Genomic DNA, 21,744 nt, shown 5'->3' with positions numbered 1-21,744 from the left:
CATGACAACGCTGTCCATGTTGGAAGCCCTAGTACAACGCTGCGAGTCCGAGCAGCTGAATTTGTCTGGCGCAATCCAGTCTTTTGGCGGGTTGATCCGCATCGATTCAATGTCGGGAACGGTAACGCACGTATCATCAAATATTGCAGATTTTATCGGAACTGATCCTGCAATAATTTTAGGTCAAAAATTGGAGGCATTGAACTTCCTGCCCGTTGCATCCCTCAATGCCCTGCCGGACCAGCCGGGGAAGCGTCTTCGGGTGGATAGTGTTGCAGAGTTTTTGGGGGAGCGATTGGACGTGTTGGCCGTTCGTGGCGTCGATTTCATTCTTATCGAGCTAGAGCGAAGCGCCGCGCCGAGTGCACCCATCCCCGTTCAACAACTGCAGTCCCCACTACTGTCTGTTCCCTATGATGATGACGAAGTCATGGAGCACCACAATATGCTGGTGCAAGCCTTTCAGACGGTGACTGGCTACGACCGAGTGATGATCTACCGATTTCAAGAGGATTGGTCGGGTGAAGTCATTTCAGAGGCAACGACGAAGGCACTGGGAAGCTATTTAGGATTACGGTTTCCTGCCAGCGATATTCCTGCCATTGCCAGGAATCTCTATATCCTCAATCCTTGCCGAATGATCCCAGACGCCACAGCTCAGCCCGTGCCGCTGCTCGGGTTGGGGGATGTTCCCGCGGATTTAGCTTGGTCCGATCTGCGCAGCGTTTCCCCGGTTCATCTGGAATATCTCAATCATATGGGGGTTGGAGCTTCTTTCTCGGTGCCTATCAGAGTTACCGGCAAGCTGTGGGGGCTTGTCGCCTGTCATAGTCTCAAACCTCACCTCCTGTCTCATGATCAACGTTCGGCATGTGTCTCTCTGACTAATGCCTACAGCCTTGGTCTCACCTCCCATTTTGCGGGACGGCGCATTCAATCTCTGGATAGCCTCGACCGGCGCATCGAGAAAATTCTTGAGGCTCTTGCGCAACACGAAGACCCGCTAGACGGCATCGACAAGATGAAAGATCAGTTGATGGAGGCTATGGCCGCACAGGGGTTTGCTATGGCCATAGGCAATGATGTGGTGATCACCGGTGAGGCCCCTGATCTAGATGGTATGGGGTTGATAGACGATTGGTTTCTGAACGAAAGCCGTGACACGGTCGTGATTTCAGATCACCTAGACGATTTTTTTCATGGTCAAGTTGTCTTGCTTGCTGTGGTCAGTGGCATGGTCGCCATAAAGGCGCGCTCCTTGCGGTCTGGATGGGTGCGCTTTTATTGGTTTAGGCCCGCTCTAGCCCAGGAAGTCGCTTGGGCTGGAAACCCAAACAAGCCGGTGGTGGAAAAAGCAGGCGTGGTAATGCTCTCCCCCCGACGATCTTTCGAAAAATGGATCGAGGTCAAATCTGGCTTTAGCCGTCCATGGACTAATGACGAGAGGATGACTGCGGCTAGATTCAGAAACACATTGCTCCAATGGTTATAACCTTAGGAATAATGTCCTCTCGCGATAAAGCGCGGTGTTAATATGAATGACAAGCAACAGCTCGAAGCAGAGCGGCAGATGCAGGACGAAGAAGACCTTGCGCTTCGCAGGCTTGTTTCAGACGGGCCCGGGGCGGGGCAGCGCCTTCTTGAAGAAACTCTTCATAATTTAAGAGTCCATGAGGAAGAGCTTAAAGCCCAGAATGATGAGCTTCAGCAGGCTCGCGAGGACATTGAGAAGCAAAATAACAAAAATCGCGATCTATTTGACTGTGCTCCAGTGGGATACTTTGTGCTGGATGACCGCCTTTCAATAATTGATGTCAACATTGCAGGCCTTAAACTTATTGGAAACGACAGAGCCCATGTCATTGGCATGCCATTCCGAATGTTTGTGGATGGAAAAGTCCGCCAGGAGGTGGATGGGCACTTTTCCATGGTGAGGGCGCATGGCAATGCCTCTACAGAATCGCGGCTTGCGCCACATCAAAAAGCACCCGTTCCAATCATCTTGAAAAGCGTTCGCCTTGGGACGGAGTGGGGCGAGGGGTGGCGGTGCCTCACTACGGTAATGGACATTACCGACCGAAAAGTTGCAGAGGAGACTGCGTACCGACATTCTGCTGAATTAGCGATCACACGCGATAAGCTTGCCTTGATTATCGACTGCATGCCACAGCATATCGCAGTTCTTGATCGTCACGGGGTGATAACTCTCGTCAATGAAGCGTGGCGAAAGTTTTCTATTGAGAATGGTGGGAGCTCGACATTTTGCATTGGTGAATATTATGGGTCTGTATGCGGCGGTATGGAGGCGAGTGAATGCCCCCCACAATTGACCCTTCATACTCTAATGGATGTGATTACTGGCCAGTCACCAGGGATTTCTCTGGAATATCCATGCCACTCGCCGACGGAGCAGCGTTGGTTTAAGCTGGATATTTCTCCAATTTCTGGTGTTGAGCCCGGTGCAATCGTTGTTCATACTAATATAACATCAAGAAAAATTATGGAGATGAATGTACAAAATAGTAGGGACCGATTTTCTGACTTTGCGCGGTCATCGTCGGATTGGTATTGGGAAATGGATGAGAATCTCATATTCACTTGGTTCTCGGAAAGATTTTCATATGTAACTGGTCTCGATCCCCAGGAGGTAATTGGGAAAACAAGGGAATACCTAATATCTGAAATTGCTCCTGAGTCTCTTGTGGATCATCAGGGTGACTTATCCGCTCGGCGTCCATTCCGTGATTTTGACTATGCCATCGATACTGGCCGTGGGAAAAAATATCTTCGCATCAGCGGTGTCCCGGTATTCGATAAGGAATGTGGGTTTATCGGATACCGTGGAACCGGTTCTGATGTAACCGCAATCAAAGAAATTGAAGCCCAGCTTAGAGAAAGCAAAAGTGTGGCTGAGGCTGCTAACAAGGCTAAGTCACTTTTCCTGGCCAATATGAGCCACGAAATTCGTACTCCCATGAACGGCATTATCGGAATGGCCCATTTAGCCCTAGGTGGGGAACTTCCTGCGAAGCAACGTCACCACATCCAGTCAATTAAGCAGTCTGCTCAACGCTTGCTGGGAATCATCAACGATATCCTTGATCTTTCTAAGGCTGAGGCAGGTAAGGTTGTCATTGATGCGGCTCCCTTCGATCTGGCCAATCTCATCGACGAGGCAATCAGTGTTGTTGCTGCGCAAGCCTCTGAAAAAAGATTGCCTATTAACGTTCGAATCGCTTCAGAGGTTCCACGTGGGGTGATTGGAGACCCACTTCGGATCAGGCAGATACTCCTGAATTACCTGAGCAATGCGGTAAAATTTACAAGCTCAGGCGGAATTGACGTTGATGTTCAGATTGAAGGGGGGAAGACAGCGCCGCCGACCAAGTTGCGGTTTGCGGTTTCTGATACCGGGTGTGGCCTCACTCCGGAACAGCAGGCCACACTATTCCAGTCCTTTCAGCAGGCTGAAGCATCAACCTCAGCAAAGTTCGGCGGCACCGGATTGGGGCTCGCAATTGCACGGCAATTGGCGGAATTAATGGGGGGGCAGGCTGGAGTTGAAAGTCAATATGGGAGCGGAAGTACCTTCTGGTTCACGGTGCAGTTCCAAGGGGCTGTGGATGGCGTTGATTGCCCATCAAAATTTTTATCACCCATAAAAATTCATAATAATTTTGCTCATCAAGACCATTCCATATTGCAAGGTGCGCAAGTTCTTCTGGCAGAAGATGATCTTACCAATCAGATGGTTGCCGTTGGTTTGCTTGAGGCTGCAGGAATGTTGGTTGATGTGGTAGGAAACGGTGCTGCTGCTGTAGAAAAAGCGGCCTCAGGGAAATATGAAATTGTTCTGATGGATGTCAGAATGCCTGGAATGGATGGCATTACCGCGACACGTCTAATCAGAGAAAATGTGGAATTGTTGGATTTGCCTATTGTCGCCATGACCGCCAATGCGATGAATGAGCATAAGGATGAATGCCTTGCTGCCGGTATGAGTGATTTTGTGAGCAAGCCGTTCCAGCCAGAGCAACTCTACGGTGTTATTCAAAACTGGGTCACCGGCCTAGCTGAGGCATCCATTCTTGGGACAGCAGGAATGAATGCCATGTCGGGACGCGATCTGCACGTGCCCTCTGAGATCCGTGGTTTAAATGTTCGTGCAGGTTTGCGGCGCGTCGCGGGAATGAAGAAGCTTTACCTTTCCTCACTTCAAAGCTTTGTCCAAGAGCAAGGAGATATTGTGCTCCGCCTCCGCCGGGCAATCGCCAATCGCGATTTTGAAACTGCAGGACGAGATGCGCATACCTTCAAGGGACTGGCCGGTATGATTGAGGCCAAGGAAATTGTGGGGATCACAGAGGATATTGAGGCCGGGTTAGAGGCTTCGGACATCTCGAGAGTGATGCGCTTGGTTGACAACCTCGAAGGGCTGTTTCTCCCGCTTTTGGCCTCAATTAAGGACGCAGTCGGGAGCAGTGGTTTGGAATTTTCTAACGGAGATCAATCTCGTGGATAATGCAGTCCGTCGCGCCGTTATCGTTGAAGACAGCCCGCAGATGCGTGAATTGATTCGCATGGTTCTCGGCAGTCTCGGCTTTCAGAAAATCGTTCAGGCAGAGGTGGCCCCGTCCATTCGGACAGATTGGCGGCAAAAATAAGCTAATCCCGGATGTGGTTACGCCGCCATTTGTCCGTCTGTGCCGATGGACGATCTTGCCGGGGTTAACCCCGGCAAGATCGTCGGCCCATTTTGATAATACGCCTCGTCGGGTGTCCGTCCAGCCAGTGCCGAGTGAGGCCGCTGGGCGTTGTAGTGGCCGATCCATTTCGTGAGCCCGGCCCGCAGCTCCGATCCGGTCTCGAAGGCATGGAGATAGACGCACTCGTACTTCATCGATCGCCACAGCCTTTCGATGAAAACATTGTCCATCCAACGGCCCCGCCCATCCATGCTGATCCGGATGCCTCGATCCTTCAGCACGTCGGTGAAGCGCGGGCTGGTATATTGGCTGCCCTGGTCGGTGTTGAAGATTTCTGGGGCGCCGTAGCGGGCCAAGGCCTCTTCCAGCGCCTCGATGCAGAAGTCGGCGTCCATGGTGTTCGACAGTCGCCAGGCCAGCACCTTGCGTGTCGCCCAGTCCATGATCGCCGTTAGATACAGGGTACGCCTCCGGTGACGGCCGCCTTCCCCGGCTGATGGGGAAGAGAGAGACTGGCCGCTGGCATGGCATTGATGGTGGCGAATGTGTCCACAAATCCAGTTATGGACACAAATTTGAGAGAGCGTCGGCGGTACCGGTCCTGGCCGGAGGCGCTGAAGCGGGAGATCGTGGCGGCGACGTTCGAGCCGGGAGCCTCGGTCGCGGCGGTGGCCTTGCGCTACGAGGTCAACGCCAATCAGGTGTTCACATGGCGGCGGCGGTTTGGCCCGTCCGGGATCGATGTGATAGCGCCGGGCTTGATGCCGGTGGTGCTGACGGGGGAGGCCGCGCCGCTCGCGGCCTCCATCTCCCCGGATGATCGGATCGAGATCGAACTGGCCGGCGGCTACCGTGTTCGTGTCGGCGGTGATGCCGCCGCCGCGATGCTGCGGCGGGTTCTTGACGTGCTGGAGCGGCGATGATCCCGGTTCCGAGCAATGTCCGGGTCTGGCTGGCGGTCGGCCGCACCGACATGCGCCGTGGCATGAACGGCCTGGCGCTCCAGGTTCAGGAGACATTGAAGCGCGATCCCCATGCCGGCGATCTGTTCGTCTTCCGGGGGCGGAGCGGTGACATGATCAAGATCATCTGGCACGACGGCTTGGGGATGTCGCTCTACGCCAAGCGGTTGGAGAAAGGCCGCTTCATCTGGCCGTCACCGGCTGACGGCGTAGTGGCGATTTCGCCGGCCCAACTCGCCTATATGCTGGACGGGATCGACTGGCGCAGCCCGCGCCACACCTTCCGTCCGAAAAGCGCTGGATAGGCGGGGCTGCCTTCATTTTTCGGGAGTCATCGGCCTGAATTTATGATTCCATCGGGGAATGAAGAGCCGCCGCCACCCCCCACCCGATGATGTCGCCGCGCTGAAGGCAGCGTTGCTTCGGGTCGAGGCGGAACTGGCGGTGGCAAGGGCCAAGGCCGCCGACGACCAGGCCGTGATCGCGCACCAGAAATTGCAGATCGAGAAGCTGAACCGGGCGCTTTACGGCCCCCGCGCTGAGCGCACCGCGCGGCTGATCGACCAGATGGAATTGGTGTTCGAGGAGTTGGCCGCATCGGCCACCGAGGACGAGATCGCTGCCGAGCAGGCAGTGGCCAAGACCACCAATGTGGTGGCCTTTACCCGCCAGCGGCCGGCCCGCAAGCCTTTCCCCGACCACCTGCCGCGCGAGCGGCTCGTAGAGCCGGCACCGACCACCTGCTCATGCTGCGGCAGCGACCGGCTGCGCAAGCTGGGCGAGGACGTCACCGAGACGCTGGAGGTGATCCCCCGGCAGTGGAAGGTGATCCAGCGCGTCCGCGAGAAGTTCACCTGCCGGGACTGCGAGAAGATCAGCCAAGCCCCGGCTCCGTTCCATGTCACCCCTCGCGGCTGGGCCGGGCCTTCACTGCTGGCGATGATTCTGTTCGAGAAGTTCGGCCAGCATCAGCCGCTCAACCGCCAGGCCGAGCGCTATGCCAAGGAAGGCGTGCCGCTCAGCCTGTCCACCCTGGCCGATCAGGTCGGGGCCGGCTGCGCCGTGCTGGAGCCGCTGATCCGCCGCATCGAGGCCCATGTCTTCGCCGCCGGGCGGCTGCACGGCGACGACACCACCGTGCCGGTCCTGGCCAAGGGCAAGACCGACACCGGCCGATGTTGGGTCTATGTCCGCGACGACCGGCCCTTCGGTGGGCCTGCGCCGCCAGCGGCGATGTTCTATTACTCGCGCGACCGGGGCGGCGAGCATCCGCAAGGACATCTGGCCAGCTATGCCGGGCTGTTCCAGGCCGACGCCTATGGCGGCTACGCCAAGGTCTACGCGCCCGACCGCAAGCCGGGTCCGATCCTGGAGGCGGCCTGCTGGGTCCATGCACGGCGTCCGTTTTTCATCATGGCCGATCTCGCCGAGAACGCGCGGCGCAAGGCACGCGGCAAGACCACGGCGCCGGTCTCGCCGCTGGCCCTGGAGGCGGTCCAACGGATCGACGCCCTGTTCGAAATCGAACGCGCTATCAATGGCCAGACGGCCGAACAGCGCCGCGCAATCCGCCTGGAGCAATCCGCTCCCCTGGTCGCTGATCTGGAAATCTGGATGCGCGAACAGCGCGCCAAACTGTCGCGCGGCAACGATCTCGCCAAGGCCATGGATTATATGCTGAAACGCTGGCCCGCCTTCACCCGCTTCCTCGACGACGGCCGCATCTGCCTGTCGAACAATGCCGCCGAACGTGCCCTGCGTGGCATCGCCTTGGGCCGAAAGTCGTGGCTGTTCGCCGGCTCTGATCGTGGTGGCCAGCGCGCCGCCGCCATGTACAGCATGATCGTCACCGCCAAGATGAACGACATCGATCCGCAAGCCTGGCTGGCCGACGTCCTTGCCCGCATCGCCGGGCACTCCGCGAACCGGATCGATGAACTCCTGCCGTGGAACTGGCGCTCGCTGCCGCGCGTCGCCGACAGTCAGGCCGCCTGAGCAAAACCGTCTTCACCTGCGGTGCTCACCGGATGCTTACGATACAGGAAGCCCTTGCGCATCGGGATGTAGGTGATGTCCGAGCACCAGACCTGATTGGGCCGGTCGATCACCAGCCCCTTCAGCAGATAGCGATAGGTCCGATGCTGCGGATGCGGCTCGCTGGTCTTGGGTTTCTGGTAGATCGGCGACAAGCCCATCTTCTCCATCAGCCGGCCGATCCGCTTGCGTCCCACGGCATGGCCCTGACGCCGCAGATGTCGTGCCATCTGGCGGGCGCCGTAATAGGGCGTCTCCAGGAATTGCTCGTCGATCAGACGCATCAGCATCAGATTCAGCGGGCTCTCCGGCGCCGGTCGATAATAGACCCCCGACCGGTTCAGCGACAGCAACGCGCATTGACGCACGATCGATAGGCGCGGGCGACGCGGCTCGATCATTTCCCGCCTCTGATCAAGCCCAAGCGAACAGAGGCATCCCGTAAAAAATCCCGCTCCACCAGCAATTGGCCGATCTTCGCGTGGAGCCGCTCGATCTCTGCCGGATCGCCCGTAGTCGTCGCTTCCGACTTGCCCGAAAACGTCGCCGACATCCCCTCGATCGCCTGCCGTTTCCACTGCGCGATCATCGTGTGGTGAATCTCGTATTTCGCGGCCAGTTCCGCCAAGGTCTGCTCGCCCTTGATCGCCTCAAGGGCCACCTTCGACTTAAATTCGGCCGAATACCGCTTCCTGGTTACCTTGCCCATAAAACCCCGTCCTTCTGTCGGTCGGGATTAGCTTATCACCCTGTCCGATTTTCCGGGGCCGCCTCTGGCATCGAATGGAGCCGAGGCCCTTGATGCGTTACAAGCCGAACACACTGATCTGATCATTATGGATTGGATGATGGAAGTCATGGATGGGCTGGAGTGTACGCGCCGGATTCGCGGGGGGGTAAATGGCATTGATCCTGCGGTCCCAATAGTCCTTCTTACCGGGAATAAGGGCAAAGAATCAGAGGCATCTGCTTATAATGCCGGTGTCAGCGTTTATCTGGAGAAGCCTTTTTCAATAAAACAACTACATTCTGGCGTGATGAAGGCGTTAGGATTAAATGGTGTTGGTGTGTCTTGAGTAAGCTCTTTGAAAGGATTGATGATCGTTATGGCCTTCGTGATCATTTGCGAAGTTCTACAAAAGCAGCTCATCGCCGGATAGACCATCATCCATTGATGCGGCATCTGATTCAAGAAGGGCTTACGTGTCGTGTATATGGAGATATTTTAGTTGCTCTTTATACGTTACACGCCCCAACTGAACGGGCGCTCTTGGAGTTTGTGCCGGAAACTGATGTCCCGCGTCGCAGTGATCTTTTGATGTCAGATATTGAAGAACTTGGAAGAGTTAGTGATCTTGTTACGCCAAGTGTCCCCCAATGGGACCGAAAGGCCCCATTAACACTAAATGATTATATTGGGATGCGGTATGTTATTGAAGGCTCTGCCATGGGAGGTCGTGCTATTCGAGAGAAGTTGATGGTTAATTTAGAGTGCAGCTGTAAGCATGTAATGAGATTTTTTGATGGTCAACATGACCACTCGCATTGGCAACGGTTCTGGGTTTATGTTGATCAATTGGACAGTTTAGATGCGACCTTAACCGCGAGTGCATCGAACGAATTTTTTCATGAAATCAGTGAGTTGTTTGATCGGCATCTGACCTATCGGAACAACCTATTAACGGCGGGATTTAAGCCGAGTTCAGAATAAGCGTATCCCCCTCGTAACGGCCATCTATTTGAGCGGCCCTTGCTCTGAGATTCTTCGTACCCCTCCGGTGACGCTTCCAATTACCCAGGTAATCCCCCCGTTTTTAACGGGGTTGGAACATAGAACTCACGCGGCCAATTTCAGCTTCTGGGCGGGTGTGATGCCGCCGATGGCCATATTGGGTCTGTCGTTGTTGTAGGTCCATAGCCAATCCGTGGCGTAGTCCTGCACCTCCTGGATAGTTTCGAAAAGGAACTGGCCCAGCCATTCATGCCGGACCGTGCGGTTGTAGCGCTCGACATAGGCGTTCTGCTGGGGCTTGCCGGGTTGGATATGTTGGAGAGCAATGCCACGCTTCCCGGCCCATGTCGCCAGCGTGCCGCTGATGTATTCGGGGCCGTTGTCGACCCGGATGGCCTTGGGCGGGCCACGCCATTCGATGATCCGATTCAGCGTCCGCACAACCCGTTCGGCGGGCAACGAGAAATCCACCTCGATGCCGAGCCCTTCGCGATTGAAATCATCAAGCACGTTAAGCAGCCTGAAAGCCCGCCCATCCTCCAGCCGGTCGGCCATGAAGTCCATGGACCAGACCTGGTTGGGAGCATCGGGGACCGCCAGTTCATCGGGCTTATCGCGCTTGAGCCGCTTGCGTGGCCTGATGCGCAGGTTCAACTCCAACTCCCGATAGATCCGGTGTAACCGTCCTCTGACGGCTACGGCGTTGCCTTGGGTTTCCGCTTACGCCGATTGGCAAACTTGGTGAATTCCTTGCGGATAGCGGCTTCGTCGATGGTCGATGGATCAAATCCGGGGCCGCGCCATTCGATCATGTTGTCATGGTCTTCATGGTCGGGATCGGCGATGACTTCGAGGTAATGGGCGTAGCCCCAGGGCCCGCCGCAGTCTTCTGGCGGGCAGGCGCCTTGGGCGTCCAGCAAGCGGGGATAGCTGACCTCGGGATCGGCTTCGGCGAGAGCTTCGAGTTTCACCGTATGCATCCAATCGTCGCCGAAATCGTAAACGTATTGGAATGTTTTGTTCCGTTTGAGGTGGAGGAGGAGATCGGCCAGGGTCGCCGTTTTGGCGGAGAGGGTGTTTGAGTCCGGCCAATCCGGGTCGGGAATGCCATAGGCGACGGCGCGGCCGACGCGGAATTCGTAGAGGTGATAGTTTTCCCAGCCCATGGCGATCTGGATGACAAGGTGCAGATCCGCCAGACGCATGGTGAGTGGCACTTCGATCCGCCGGATCACGGGCAGGTCCATGTCATCGAGTTGGATCTTGAGGCGGGCAATCTCGGTCATGGTGCGATGTTCCAGGGCAGCAGGTCGGCGATGCGGTTTACCGGGTGGTCGGCAATCCGCGTCAGAACATCGCGCAGATAGGCCTCCGGGTCGAGGCCGTTGAGCTTGGCGGTCTCGGTCAGAGTGTAGATGGCGGCGGCGCGGTCGCCGCCGGCATCGGAGCCGGCGAACAACCAGTTTTTTCGGCCCAGTGCCAGCGGGCGCATCGCCCGTTCGGCGGCGTTGTTGCTGATCTCCAGGTGGCCATCGTCGAGATAGCGGGTGAGCGCTGACCAGCGCGAGCGGGCATAGCGGATGGCGGCGGCCAACTCGCTTTTGCCGGAGATGCGGGTCAGGCTGGCGTCGAGGTAGCCTGCCAGATCTCCCATGATGGGACAGGCCTCGACCTGTCGGATGGCGCGACGCTGGTCGGGTGGGATGCCGACAATGGCGCGCTCGACGGCGAACAGGCGACCGATACGTTCCAGCGCCTCCGCGGCGATCGGTGCCGTGGTGGCGACATGGACATCGTGGAATTTGCGGCGTACATGCGCCCAGCAGGCGACCTCCGTCACTGGCGGTGGTTTGCCCTCCTTGGCCAGGTACAACTCGCCGAAGCCGGCATAGCCATCGGCATGGAGGTGGCCACGGAAACCGGCGAGATGCTTCTGTGGACGCTCGCCCTTGCGGTCTGGACTGTAGCGGTAGGCCACGGCGGGTGGAGCCGGTCCATCCCAGGGCCGCTCGTCGCGCAGATACGCCCATAATCGGCCGGTTTTGGTCTTGCCGATCCCCGGCGCCAGCACGGGCACCGGCGTGTCGTCACCATGGATCTGGCCGCCGGCCATGGCATGGGCCTCGGCCGCGTCCACCAGGGGACGGACCAGGGTGGCGGCCTTGCCGACCCACTCGGCCAGGAGTCCACGGTCGAGATCGACGCCATCGCGGGCATAGATCCCCGATTGGCGGTAGAGCGGCAGGTGATCGCAGTATTTAGACACCAGCACATGGGCCAGCAAGGCGGCGGAGGGCAGACCGCGCTCGATCGGCATCGAGGGCATCGGCGCCTGGACCATGCCCTCGCAGGCTCGGCAGGAATAGGCGGGCCGGATGTGGCGGATCACCTGAAAGCGGCCGGGGACGTAATCGAGGATCTCGGTGACGTCTTCGCCGACCTTGCGCATCGCTCCGCCGCAGGAAGGGCAGGTACAGGCGCTATCGTGGACCACCTCGGTGCGCGGCAGGTGTGGCGGCAGCGGCCGCCGGGCACGATTGCGCTTCGGCGCGGGGCCGTCGCTCGCACCGTCCTCGGCTGGCGCCAAGGCGGCGGCGGCACTCGATTCGACCTCCTCCAGCATCAGCTCCAACTGATCGGCGGCGCGGCTGATTTTCTCCGACGAGCGGCCGAACTGCATCCGGCGCAAACGGGCCAGCTCGATCCGCAGCTTCTCCACCTCCAGCGTCTTGCTCATCAGGCCGGCCTGGGCGGCGGCCAACGCATCCGCCTGGGTGGCGATGATGGCCTGTAGCGCGACGATATCGGTGGGCAGGGCGTCTGGAACCATGCCGTCGATTCTACCGTCAGAAGCAGATTCCGACCAGCGCCAGCCCCTCATTTTGTGAGGATTCCCGCCGGGTGTGGCGGGAATGACTCACCCCGCCGATTGCGGCTTCCAGGTGCGGATCGGCATCCTCCAGTCGATCCCCTCCAGCAGCATGCCGAGTTGCGCCGGAGTCAGCCCGACGATGCCGTCCGCCGGCGACGGCCAGACGAAGCGGCCCTTCTCCAGACGCTTGGAAAATAGGCAAAGACCTTGGCCGTCCCACCACAACACCTTGATCAGATCGCCCCGCCGCCCCCGGAACACGAAGACCTGGCCGCCGAAGGGATCGCGAGACAGCTTCGCCTGCACCAGCATCGCCAGCCCGTCAAAACCTTTGCGCATGTCGGTGTGCCCGGAAGCCAACCACACCCGCGTCGACGTCGGCGGCACGATCATCCCAGCGCCGCCAGTACCCGGCGTAACGGCTCGGTCGCCACCTCCGGCCCCACCCGGACCATCACGCCAGTGGGCAGCACGATTTCAATCCGCCCGCTATCGTCCGGCACCACAGCCGGGGGCTCCGAAACCGCGATCGCCAGAAAACCACCATCAGCGATCCCAGTAGCGGCCGCCAGCAACTCCCGCCGCCAAGTGAACAACTGCTGTGGCGCGATCCCATGGCGCCGGGCCACGCTGGACACTGTCCGGCCCGGCATCGCCGACTCCGCCACCATCTGCTGCTTGTCCGCCGCACTCCAACGCCGACGGCGCTGAACCGACGTGATCACCTCGACCTGGGTCATCGTGCCACGCATTAAAGTCACCATAATGCTTGGCACTTGGCCTCAACTCGCCCCGCCGCACAAGGCAGCCGTCAGAGGACGGTTACGATCCGGTAGACCCGCTTGTGGTTCCAGTCATGGCCCCGGACGTTGCGCAGGTACAGGAAACACAGACCGAAGCCCCAGGTCTTGCGGGCCGTGGTCAGACCGACCAGAAGGTCGGCGATCTCCTCGTTCTCGGGACGCAGCTTCGGGCTGTAGCGATAGCACGTCTCGCTCAGCCCAAAGGTCCGGCAGGCCAAGGCAATGCTGATGCCCCGTCGCGCCACCGCAGTCTCGGCCATCTCCCGGCGCTGGGATGGCCGAGCTATTTTTTTCCAAGGGCCTCGCGCAACAACTCGTTCTGCAGGCTGAGCTCGGCGAACATCTTCTTTAGCCGCCGGTTCTCGTCCTCAAGGCCCTTCATCTCCGAGATCATGGATGCGTCCATGCCCCCGTACTTGGCCCGCCATTTGTAAAAGGTCGCGCTACTCATCTGGTGCTCGCGGCACAGGTTGAGCACCGGGATGCCGTCCTCCGCCTGGCGCAGGATCGCCATGATCTGGGCATCCGTGAAACGGCTCTTCTTCATCCGAATCTCCTCGTTCCGCTGACCGAGAAAATTCTACGTTCCGATCCCCTCATTTCCAGGGGGGATTACCCCCACATTTTGACGGTTTGGCTTGAGCCGTTTTAAATGTGACGAATTACAGCGTAATGAAATTTCCTAACTCATCCATTTGAAAAATGCAAAAAATTACCATAAGGTATATGTCGCCTACCACTTTTGAGTGGGTGGAACAAAGGGTGCTTTGCCTGAAATTCACTTGGCGACCAATTCAGTGGCGGCTTTCCGTGGCGTAGTAGTGGTAACGCGGATCATTTGTTGCCCCTATCTTTTTGGATAGAGCGACGCGCCAGGCACCTCTGTGCCATTGAAATGGTATCCCGCGAACTACGGTAAGCAAATAGGCGCCAATAATGATGATAATGCCTAATGCCTAAAATAATAACAGGGGGATTACATGATCCGGCTTACTGATCTCAAGATTTCTGGAAAGATCACCCTGTCGTTCCTGTTTCCCGCCGCACTAATTTTTGGCTTGGCCGCCTATGTTATCAGTGACAAGGCGCGGGTGGTATCTGAGACAGCAGCCCTAGCGGCCATTGCACCGCTCACCGCAGACATCAGCGCCCTAGTGCACGAAGTGCAGAAGGAGCGCGGTACCTCGGCGGTGTTCATCGGGAGCAAGGGCGAAAAATTTCGCGACGAGCTAAAGGCACAGCGCAAGTTGACCGATGAGGCCCGTGCCAAGCTCGAACGCTCGGTGTCCAGCATCGACCTGACGGCGCTTGGACGCAGTTTTCCTCCCAAGGTTGAGGCTGCCGCCAAGCGCTATGAAGCTCTGGTCACTTCCCGCGATGCCATCGATGCGCTTTCCATTGACGCCCGAACCTCGTTCGGCAACTTCACCGAGACTATTCGGTTGCAATTGGACGTAGTCAGCCAGATATCTCTCTTGTCGAGTGACATCTGGGTAGGACGCATGGTTGGTGCCTACCTTAAGCTGATGGAAGGCAAGGAGAAGGCCGGGCAGGAGCGAGCAACCGCTGCTGGCGCCTTTGCTGCGGGAAAGTTTGGGCCCGACGTCTACCTGCGCTTTGTATCCATCGTGGCTGAGCAGAGGCAGTTCCTTACCGAATTCCAGGCCAGTGCTGCGCCTGAGCAGGTGGAATTTTATCGTTCGACCCTGGACAGCCCTGCTACTCAGACGGTGGATCGTATGCGCAAGATCGGCCTGGAGAGCACGGCCACCGGCAATGTGGGAGATGTCACAGGCCCCGCTTGGTTTGCTGCCGCTACCGAACGGATCAACCTCCTTAAAACGGTCGAAGACCGTATGGCCGCCGATGTTCTTGCCCTGGCCTCGCAAGTTAGCTCAGACGCCCGCGGCGTACTGGGAGCAACCATTTTCGGTGTGCTCGCGGCGGCGGCTGTGGCGCTGGCTGTGGCATGGGCTGTGGTGCGCCAGATGACATCGGCCATCGGCTCACTGGTGGGTACCATGGAGCGACTGTCAGCCAACGATTTTTCGGTGATTGTGGGCGGAACCGAACGGGGTGACGAAATGGGAGCTATGGCTCGCTCAGTACAGATATTCAAGGACGCTATGCTGCGCGGTCACGACTTGGCCGAGCAGCAATTGGCCGACGCTCATTCCCGCGAGGCCCGTGGCCATGCAATAGAGGCTTTGGTTAACCGCTTCCAAGGCTCGGCTGAGCGTATGGTTGAGGCAGTCTCTTCGGCCGCCCAACAACTGCAGGGTACTGCATCTGCCATGAGCGATGCGGCTTCAGACACTAGCGGCCGGGCAACTACTGTCGCTGGAGCCACTGAACTGGCATCAGCCAACGTTCAGACTGTCGCCGCCGCTGCCGAGGAATTGACCTCTTCAATCCAGGAGATAGGTCGGCAGGTTCATCGGTCGGCCGAAATCTCTGGCGCCGCAGTTTCTGAGGCCGGTGAGGCCCAGGGCACGGTCACCGGCCTGGCCAGTATGGTCAAAAAGATCGGCGAAGTTGTGATTCTGATTAATGACATTGCCGCCCAGACCAACCTGCTGGCACTCAATGCCACCATCGAAGCCGCCCGAGCGGGCGAAGCCGGCAAGGGCTTTGCCGTGGTGGCGGGTGAGGTCAAGAACCTTGCCACTCAGACGGCACGGGCCACCGACGAGATAGGCCAGCAGATTTCTGCCGTACAGCAGCAGACCGAGAAGGTAGTTCTGGCCATAGGAGATATCGTCGCCATCATCCGCGAAGTAGGCGAGATTACCGCCGGGATTGCCAGCGCTGTCGAGGAGCAGAGCGCAGCAACCCAGGAGATCGCTCGCAGCGTCGAGCAGGCTGCAGCAGGAACCACCGAGGTTTCTGCCAATGTCGGCGGAGTACAGGACGCCGCCAATCGAACCGGTTTTGCTGCCGCCGAGGTACTTGACGCGTCGCGTATCATGGGCGAGGAGGCCGCCCGGCTGAGATTAACCATCAACGGATTCTTGGGTGAAATCAGAGCGGCCTAGGGAGGCTCTGCTCTTTTTTGGCGTGAAAATCATGCCAGACTATTCTGGCCTGCTCGGGATGAGGCATTTCAATGAAAATCCACACACACATAGATCGCTCAACAGCAACTATCATAGAATTATAGCAATGCAAGGTGCGCGTATATCAGCAAACAAATTAATTGCAAGCCTGACAAAAAGGCAGGCAATCGTCCTCGTCTCTCTATTTATTCTGGCATCATCTGGGTTTGGTGCGTTAGAATTTGCTGTTTCATTCTTATCTGATGACGGTGCCATTATTAATATGGCTGGGAGGCAGAGAATGCTGTCTCAGCGCGTTGTCAGCCTCGGATACCAAATTATCACATCCCCATCCGACGAGGCGAAACAGTCAGTCAGAAGCAATATGGAGAATGCAGTCGCCAGTATGGAGGCTGAGCATCAAAGGCTTATTGAAATATCTGTTGGTCGCGGGATGTCGAACGAGCTGAATGCACTCTATTTCGGCCGAGCGCCGACACTGGATAAAAGCATCTCGTATTTTATAAAGAGGGCCCGCTATTTCATGGATCTGGAACTAAGTGGCGATGATCGGCGTCTCCCGCTGATTGTCCTGTATGATATTGCCATGATGTCACGCGTTGAGCTTCTTCAAGGATTGGAGAGCGTGGTGTCTCGCTACCAATTCGAGAGCCAGGAGCGGGCTAACCGGCTTCTTTACAGCGCCTTCATCGGCCTGCTGATATTTACATTTGTTCTGGCATTCTCATGGGCAGGCGTGTTCCGCCCGCTGGCGCGAAAGCTGCGGGAAGAACTCGATGCCCATCAGGTCAGCGAGGAGGTCAAAAGCTCGATTCTGGATGCAGCCCTGGATGCCATTGTAACCATTGACGGTAATGGAGCGATTATCGAATTCAATCCAGCCGCCGAGCGCATTTTCGGACATCTTGAACAAGATGTCGTTGGCAAGGAAATCGCCGACCTGATCATCCCGGAGCAGCACCGTGCGGCTCATCGGGCTGGAATAGCCCGAGTGATTGATGGCGGGGTCACCAAGGTTATCGGTCAGCGCCTTGAAATGCATGGCCTTCATGCCGATGGACATGAAATTCCCCTGGAACTAGCGATCACCCAACTGCCTACGCACGGACTGTTTACCGGATTCATCCGCGATCTGACCGGACAGAAGCGCACCGAAGAAGCCTTGCGCCGGTCGCAAAAGCTCGAAGCGGTTGGGCAACTGACTGGGGGGATCGCCCACGACTTCAACAATCTGCTGGGCATCATCACCGGAAATCTCGAACTGCTTCAGAAGAATTTGGCGAATGACGAAAAAGCAAACCGACGCCTTGATACCGCGTTGAAAAGCGCTCGCCGGGGAGCCGATCTCACGCGCCGTTTGTTGGCCTTTTCACGGCAGGCCCCAACCGTAGTCGGCAATGACCCAATCGACATCAATGATGCGGTTACCGGCATGCTCGACATGCTGCAACGCTCCTTGACCCAAATCGTGCAGGTCAAGACCAAGCTCGATCCCGCGCTATGGAAAACGGTCGTGAACCGAAGCGAATTCGAAGACGCCTTGCTCAATCTCGCCATAAATGCCCGTGATGCCATGCCCGATGGCGGCACCCTTGCCATTGAGACATCCAACATCGTGGTTGAGGCAGAACATGCGCGGTTCGACCCCAACCTCCAACCCGGTGAATACATTGTCCTGATGGTGAGCGACAGCGGCACCGGGATCAGCAAAGATATCGTCGATAAGATTTTCGAGCCGTTCTTCACCACCAAGGAAAGGGGCAAAGGCACCGGCCTTGGACTGAGTATGGTTTACGGCTTTGCCCGACGCTCAGGCGGCCATGTGCGGGTCTATTCGGAACTTGGGGTGGGAACGGCCTTCCGCCTGTACTTCCCCCGTAGCCATGCCCATGTTGCCGATCCCGGTCAGATTGGAACCGAGACATCCGACATACCTCGTGGCACGGAAACCGTGCTGGTGATCGACGATGAACTTCACTTGGCCGAGATCGCCGGAGAATTTCTGAGCGACCTAGGGTACGCCCCGATCATCACCACCGATACCTCTGAAGCCGTCAGGCTGCTGAAGGAGCGATCCGATATCGACCTGATTTTCTCGGACGTGGTGATGCCGGGGGGCTTGGATGGCTTTGGTCTCGCCAAACTGGCGACAGACCTTGGACGCAAGGTACTGCTGACCTCGGGCTTCACCGGATATGCCCACCAGCACCAGAACGACGGCGGCTTTTCTGTGATATCCAAGCCCTACAGCAAGGCGGATTTGGCAAGGATGGTAAGAACCATTCTTGATGGATCGGATGGTTCATGATGACTGATTTGGCAAAAGCAGATCAGCCGCGCGTGCTGATTCTTGATGACGAGCGTGATATGTGCGAATTCGTCGCCGATGTCGGGGACGATCAGGGTTTCAATGCGCAGTGGTGCGACAATTTCGAAGATTTCGCCTGCCGCTATTCCATTGACCTCCGGGGGATTTTTCTTGACCTCGCCATGCCGGGGGTGGATGGCATCGAAATCATTCGCTTCCTGGGCGACAATAATTCCAAGGCCCATCTGGTTTTGATGAGCGGCCACGATATCCATCTGCTGGAGGCCGCGAGACGATTGGCGGAAAGCCGCGGCCTGAAGGTGGCCGGAGTGCTGCACAAGCCGTTCGAATTATCGGCTCTGGTGGGGCTGTACGATCAATTGGCTGCCATCACCGCCCCCCAGTGCCCCACTACCTCGGCAAGGCCGGGCAGCCAGTATGTTCCGACTGCGTCCGATCTCGATGCCGCCTTGGCAGCGGGTCACATCATTCCCTTCTATCAGCCAAAGCTCAGCGTTTCCACCCGCGCCATCACCGGCGTCGAGGTCCTGGCTCGCTGGAGACATCCAGACCACGGCCTGGTCGGCCCGGATTACTTCATCCCCTTGGCCGAGAAGGAAGGGCTGATCGAGCGCCTGACCGATCAGATCATCGATCAATCCCTGGTTCAGGGACGTATCTGGCTGGATCAGGGGCGGCCCTTGAAACTGGCGCTCAATCTCTCGGCCCTCTCCCTCCGGCACCTCGATCTACCGGAAGACCTGCTTCGTCGGGTCGAAGGTCGGGGGCTTTCGCCGGAACAGATTGTCCTTGAAATTACCGAATCAGCCCTGGCTTCCGATTTTTCCGCATCATTGGATATCCTGACCCGGTTGCGGATGCGGCGATTCGCCCTGTCTATCGACGATTTTGGCACCGGCTATTCGTCATTGAAGCAACTTCAACACGGACCGTTTACCGAATTGAAGATCGATCAGTCCTTCATCGCCAAGGCGCTGGAAGAGGAAGGATCGCTGGCCATCGTCGAAAGTTCCGTCCAATTGGGACGCCGCATGGGGTTGAAGGTAGTGGCCGAAGGGATCGAAACCGAGCAGCAGATGGACCTGATCAGGCATCTTGGTTGCGACGAGGCCCAGGGCTACCTCCTTGGTCGGCCTGTCGCCGCCAATGATTTTCCCCGTTAACACCCATTCAAACAAAGGTCCAACTATGGAACAGACGGCACCGGAATGGTTTGACGGCAAGAAACTCGGGGTGGACTTCATCGACCAGGATCATGCCCAGATTGCGTCCATGATGGACTTCTTGGTGATCCGGTTGGCGGGGCCATCAACGGATGAAGGTATCAACGCGGTACTGTCCGAGTTGGCGGACTTCACCCGTGTCCATTTCGAGCGCGAAGAAGATGTGATGAAGCAAACCGACTACCCTGACAGGGAGGAACATGCGGCGGTTCACAGGGGGCTGATCCGGGTACTTTCTGAACTAATCGCACGTGTGAGACGAGAGGGCCATTCGAAGTTATCTGGGAGCGAGGTTCAATCCTTGAGAAACTGGGTTACCGGACACATCAAGATGGAAGACCGAAAACTCGCTGAATATCTGGCTCAACGATCTAACTTTGCCGTGCTAGTCATTGATTGATGTTGGATCTTCGGGGGGCTGCGACAGGTGATGCAGCCAGTGAGAAAGATCGGAAGACATAAGTGGAACGGGTGACCAGACTGGATACAAATTTCAATTGGCCCGTCAATAGGCTGTTGAAGTTGGAACCGTGAAATCCCGTATGGCCGTCCGACCGGTGCTCGGATCCACCATCACCACCCGTTTAATCTCGACGTTTTTCTGATGCAGGCGGCCGTACAAATGACCTGCCTGGACGATAAAATCGGAATTGACGAATTTCGCGCAGACTGGGCCGAAGCCATCGCGAATCGGCAGATAGATAACCGCGCTTCCGCGGAACTTTACTCCCTGGAACTTCCCGTCACCGTCGCCGGTCAACTGAAACACTGCGTCCTCAATCTTCTTTCCGGCGACGGTAATGATTGGATCCGTGTCCGGACCGTCGATCTTTTTGACGCATCCGGAGGCGTGGAAATAGATGACGAACGCTCCATATGTGTGTTGATGTAAATCTTTTGCTCTCATGATAAATATTTATATAAAACATAAAAACATGTGACGCAATGAGACTCAATGACTTTGATGGATCTTATGATGACTTCATCCTTCCTTCTGATGATATAGATGTTGGCAATGCCAATGATCAGCACCCAACTCTGATGTACGACGTCAACAAGGCATTTGACGCGATGCGACAGTGCCTGGCGCGGGTCGAACGACTGATCGACCAAACGGAGCAGAAGCTGGCCGATTCGCAACTTCCCGTCGGAATCAGGGTTGTCGAGCGGTAGCTGGCATATCGCCAGCCCGGCTGGCAGGCCTAAGCGGAATATTCCAAGTTTTTGCCGATGCTGCTCAGAGATGTATGTGCCAAATATCACGTATTATCCTCCGCAGTCATGTATATTACTCTCCGGCCGCGGCCTGGAATTGAGATATGCATTATGGCATTATCGCCTTATGGACCTCATAAACCACGCATAATCATGCTTATGCTCATCTGCTTATCTTCTATGGCCGAGTGTCATTGCAGCAAATACTGTGATTTTGGAAAATTGACGGTTTTGGGGTGCCAGCGGTATCGCCGATGCAGGCTTTAAAAACTGGATCGGAATACGGCTATGGCTAAAGGTGCGAAAAAAGGGCGGGCAGAAAAGATCTTTGCGATGATGTTTTCCCCTATTGAAGGCGAGCAGGCCGCGGCTGGTCGCAAGTTGGTTGATTATTTCCAGCAAAACAATGTGCATCCGGATGACGTCCACCTGAACGTCTATAGCGACGAAGACGATTTTGTCGCCTACATGGTCGATAAGAAGAACCAGGAAATCGACGGTTATCTCGCGGATATAGAGGCGTATCTCGAGGAGATCGCCTGCCTCCGAGTTGAGGTCAAAGACCTCAAGGCGGCGGCAGCAGCCAAGGATCGTCAGATCGCCAAGCAGCAGGCCGAGATGGCCAAGCAAAAGGCCGAAATCGCTGGGTTGCGGAGCGAAGTCGATAGCCTATCTGCGAAGCGGCCGACGCCAATGGGCTCCGCCATGGACGCCAGTGATCGGGCTGAATTGGAGGCCTATCGCCGCGAAGACGGCGTCGATAGGACTGGCCATAGGCCGAAGTTGCCAAAATAAGAGACAGCGCAATAATG

Annotated in this window: 18 protein-coding genes and 4 pseudogenes; 13 read left to right on the top strand and 9 right to left on the bottom strand. The window is 57.0% G+C overall.

All coding sequences use genetic code 11. The features are described 5' to 3' along the window. Position 1 precedes the first annotated feature (1 nt). Positions 2–1,492 carry a GAF domain-containing protein gene (locus AMB_RS16825; RefSeq protein WP_043744962.1) on the top strand — a complete coding sequence of 497 codons (1,491 nt, stop codon included), beginning with the start codon at positions 2–4 and terminating at the stop codon, positions 1,490–1,492. Positions 1,493–1,534: 42 nt separating this feature from the next. Beyond that, the gene (locus AMB_RS24635) at positions 1,535–4,522 is read left to right on the top strand and encodes an ATP-binding protein (RefSeq protein ID WP_083763547.1); all 2,988 of its coding nucleotides are present in this window, start codon (positions 1,535–1,537) and stop codon (positions 4,520–4,522) included. A gap of 159 nt (positions 4,523–4,681) precedes the next feature. Here AMB_RS24635 and AMB_RS16815 read toward each other — a convergent pair. After that, positions 4,682–5,179, bottom strand: a pseudogene (locus tag AMB_RS16815) (IS3 family transposase); the annotation flags it as partial. Positions 5,180–5,335: 156 nt separating this feature from the next. On the opposite strand from AMB_RS16815, the gene tnpA (AMB_RS27010) reads away from it, so the two are divergent. Genes tnpA (AMB_RS27010) through tnpC (AMB_RS16800) form a run of 3 tightly spaced genes read left to right on the top strand, consistent with a single transcriptional unit; the run spans position 5,336 to position 7,663 of the window. Beyond that, complete coding sequence (tnpA, locus tag AMB_RS27010) at positions 5,336–5,629, top strand: IS66-like element accessory protein TnpA (RefSeq protein WP_407636033.1); 294 nt, start codon at positions 5,336–5,338, stop codon at positions 5,627–5,629. Continuing rightward, positions 5,626–5,973 carry an IS66 family insertion sequence element accessory protein TnpB gene (gene tnpB / locus AMB_RS16805; protein WP_011385686.1) on the top strand — a complete coding sequence of 116 codons (348 nt, stop codon included), beginning with the start codon at positions 5,626–5,628 and terminating at the stop codon, positions 5,971–5,973. The genes tnpA (AMB_RS27010) and tnpB (AMB_RS16805) overlap by 4 nt, the downstream gene beginning before the upstream one ends. 58 nt (positions 5,974–6,031) lie before the next feature. Beyond that, complete coding sequence (gene tnpC / locus AMB_RS16800; RefSeq protein ID WP_043744955.1) at positions 6,032–7,663, top strand: IS66 family transposase; 1,632 nt, start codon at positions 6,032–6,034, stop codon at positions 7,661–7,663. 41 nt (positions 7,664–7,704) lie between these two features. Here the strand turns inward: tnpC (AMB_RS16800) and AMB_RS24630 are convergent. Further along, positions 7,705–8,411: pseudogene (locus AMB_RS24630) on the bottom strand (IS3 family transposase); the annotation flags it as partial. 127 nt (positions 8,412–8,538) lie between these two features. Here AMB_RS24630 and AMB_RS24625 point away from each other — a divergent pair. Both AMB_RS24625 and AMB_RS24620 read left to right on the top strand, forming a co-directional pair. After that, entirely contained in the window at positions 8,539–8,778 is a 240-nt protein-coding gene (locus AMB_RS24625) for a response regulator (protein ID WP_231848869.1), read from the top strand. Next, positions 8,775–9,413 carry a biliverdin-producing heme oxygenase gene (locus tag AMB_RS24620; protein WP_158303984.1) on the top strand — a complete coding sequence of 213 codons (639 nt, stop codon included), beginning with the start codon at positions 8,775–8,777 and terminating at the stop codon, positions 9,411–9,413. Before AMB_RS24625 ends, AMB_RS24620 begins: the two co-directional genes overlap by 4 nt. Positions 9,414–9,539: 126 nt before the next feature. Here AMB_RS24620 and AMB_RS16785 read toward each other — a convergent pair. The 6 genes and pseudogenes from AMB_RS16785 to AMB_RS24615 all read right to left on the bottom strand — a co-directional run. Beyond that, a pseudogene (locus AMB_RS16785) lies at positions 9,540–10,118 on the bottom strand (IS3 family transposase); the annotation flags it as partial. 11 nt (positions 10,119–10,129) lie between these two features. After that, positions 10,130–10,720 carry a plasmid pRiA4b ORF-3 family protein gene (locus tag AMB_RS16780; RefSeq protein WP_011385681.1) on the bottom strand — a complete coding sequence of 197 codons (591 nt, stop codon included), beginning with the start codon at positions 10,718–10,720 and terminating at the stop codon, positions 10,130–10,132. Next, a complete protein-coding gene (tnpC, locus tag AMB_RS16775) occupies positions 10,717–12,264 on the bottom strand; it encodes an IS66 family transposase (RefSeq protein WP_043744951.1) in 1,548 nt (515 codons plus the stop codon). Before tnpC (AMB_RS16775) ends, AMB_RS16780 begins: the two co-directional genes overlap by 4 nt. 87 nt (positions 12,265–12,351) lie before the next feature. Next, entirely contained in the window at positions 12,352–12,699 is a 348-nt protein-coding gene (gene tnpB, locus AMB_RS16770) for an IS66 family insertion sequence element accessory protein TnpB (protein ID WP_043744949.1), read from the bottom strand. Continuing rightward, positions 12,696–13,046 carry an IS66-like element accessory protein TnpA gene (gene tnpA, locus AMB_RS16765; RefSeq protein ID WP_158303983.1) on the bottom strand — a complete coding sequence of 117 codons (351 nt, stop codon included), beginning with the start codon at positions 13,044–13,046 and terminating at the stop codon, positions 12,696–12,698. The genes tnpB (AMB_RS16770) and tnpA (AMB_RS16765) overlap by 4 nt, the downstream gene beginning before the upstream one ends. Before the next feature lie 86 nt (positions 13,047–13,132). Continuing rightward, positions 13,133–13,656 (bottom strand): annotated as a pseudogene (locus tag AMB_RS24615) (transposase); the annotation flags it as partial. Between the two features lie 433 nt (positions 13,657–14,089). Between AMB_RS24615 and AMB_RS16750 the strand changes: the two are divergent. From AMB_RS16750 to AMB_RS16735, 4 genes are all read left to right on the top strand, one after another. Next, on the top strand, positions 14,090–16,144 hold the full coding sequence (locus AMB_RS16750; protein ID WP_043744942.1) for a methyl-accepting chemotaxis protein: 2,055 nt from the start codon (positions 14,090–14,092) through the stop codon (positions 16,142–16,144). A gap of 127 nt (positions 16,145–16,271) precedes the next feature. Further along, positions 16,272–18,473, top strand: coding sequence for a PAS domain S-box protein (locus AMB_RS16745; RefSeq protein ID WP_148207461.1), 2,202 nt, complete (start codon positions 16,272–16,274; stop codon positions 18,471–18,473). Further along, positions 18,470–19,657 (top strand): EAL domain-containing response regulator, encoded by a 1,188-nt coding sequence (locus AMB_RS16740; protein WP_148207460.1) that lies wholly within the window; start codon positions 18,470–18,472, stop codon positions 19,655–19,657. The genes AMB_RS16745 and AMB_RS16740 overlap by 4 nt, the downstream gene beginning before the upstream one ends. Next, a complete protein-coding gene (locus tag AMB_RS16735; RefSeq protein WP_148207459.1) occupies positions 19,620–20,117 on the top strand; it encodes a bacteriohemerythrin in 498 nt (165 codons plus the stop codon). The genes AMB_RS16740 and AMB_RS16735 overlap by 38 nt, the downstream gene beginning before the upstream one ends. Positions 20,118–20,222: 105 nt before the next feature. Here AMB_RS16735 and AMB_RS16730 read toward each other — a convergent pair whose 3' ends face one another. Then, positions 20,223–20,624, bottom strand: a complete 402-nt coding sequence (locus AMB_RS16730) for a hypothetical protein (RefSeq protein ID WP_043744937.1) — start codon at positions 20,622–20,624, stop codon at positions 20,223–20,225. A gap of 38 nt (positions 20,625–20,662) precedes the next feature. On the opposite strand from AMB_RS16730, the gene AMB_RS16725 reads away from it, so the two are divergent. Both AMB_RS16725 and AMB_RS16720 read left to right on the top strand, forming a co-directional pair. Next, positions 20,663–20,890, top strand: coding sequence for a hypothetical protein (locus tag AMB_RS16725; protein ID WP_043744934.1), 228 nt, complete (start codon positions 20,663–20,665; stop codon positions 20,888–20,890). A 330-nt stretch (positions 20,891–21,220) separates the two neighbouring features. Further along, complete coding sequence (locus tag AMB_RS16720) at positions 21,221–21,727, top strand: hypothetical protein (protein WP_148207458.1); 507 nt, start codon at positions 21,221–21,223, stop codon at positions 21,725–21,727. The last annotated feature ends 17 nt before the right edge of the window (positions 21,728–21,744 follow it).

The sequence above is a fragment of the Paramagnetospirillum magneticum AMB-1 genome, from assembly GCF_000009985.1.
Taxonomy (GTDB): domain Bacteria; phylum Pseudomonadota; class Alphaproteobacteria; order Rhodospirillales; family Magnetospirillaceae; genus Phaeospirillum; species Phaeospirillum magneticum.
The sequence above is the reverse complement of the archived record's forward strand: the minus strand, read 5'-3'. Positions and strand labels throughout refer to the sequence as shown.

Coding starts and splice junctions, on each gene's coding strand:
- AMB_RS24635 (WP_083763547.1), top strand. CDS start 1,535: ATGAATGACAAGCAACAGCTCGAAGCAGAGCGGCAGATGCAGGACGAA.
- tnpC (WP_043744951.1), bottom strand. CDS start 12,264: ATGGTTCCAGACGCCCTGCCCACCGATATCGTCGCGCTACAGGCCATC.
- AMB_RS16720 (WP_148207458.1), top strand. CDS start 21,221: ATGGCTAAAGGTGCGAAAAAAGGGCGGGCAGAAAAGATCTTTGCGATG.
- tnpC (WP_043744955.1), top strand. CDS start 6,032: ATGAAGAGCCGCCGCCACCCCCCACCCGATGATGTCGCCGCGCTGAAG.
- tnpA (WP_158303983.1), bottom strand. CDS start 13,046: ATGACCCAGGTCGAGGTGATCACGTCGGTTCAGCGCCGTCGGCGTTGG.
- AMB_RS16745 (WP_148207461.1), top strand. CDS start 16,272: ATGCAAGGTGCGCGTATATCAGCAAACAAATTAATTGCAAGCCTGACA.
- AMB_RS16740 (WP_148207460.1), top strand. CDS start 18,470: ATGATGACTGATTTGGCAAAAGCAGATCAGCCGCGCGTGCTGATTCTT.
- AMB_RS16825 (WP_043744962.1), top strand. CDS start 2: ATGACAACGCTGTCCATGTTGGAAGCCCTAGTACAACGCTGCGAGTCC.
- AMB_RS16750 (WP_043744942.1), top strand. CDS start 14,090: ATGATCCGGCTTACTGATCTCAAGATTTCTGGAAAGATCACCCTGTCG.
- AMB_RS16725 (WP_043744934.1), top strand. CDS start 20,663: ATGAGACTCAATGACTTTGATGGATCTTATGATGACTTCATCCTTCCT.
- tnpB (WP_011385686.1), top strand. CDS start 5,626: ATGATCCCGGTTCCGAGCAATGTCCGGGTCTGGCTGGCGGTCGGCCGC.
- AMB_RS16780 (WP_011385681.1), bottom strand. CDS start 10,720: ATGACCGAGATTGCCCGCCTCAAGATCCAACTCGATGACATGGACCTG.
- AMB_RS16730 (WP_043744937.1), bottom strand. CDS start 20,624: ATGAGAGCAAAAGATTTACATCAACACACATATGGAGCGTTCGTCATC.
- AMB_RS24625 (WP_231848869.1), top strand. CDS start 8,539: ATGGATTGGATGATGGAAGTCATGGATGGGCTGGAGTGTACGCGCCGG.
- tnpB (WP_043744949.1), bottom strand. CDS start 12,699: ATGATCGTGCCGCCGACGTCGACGCGGGTGTGGTTGGCTTCCGGGCAC.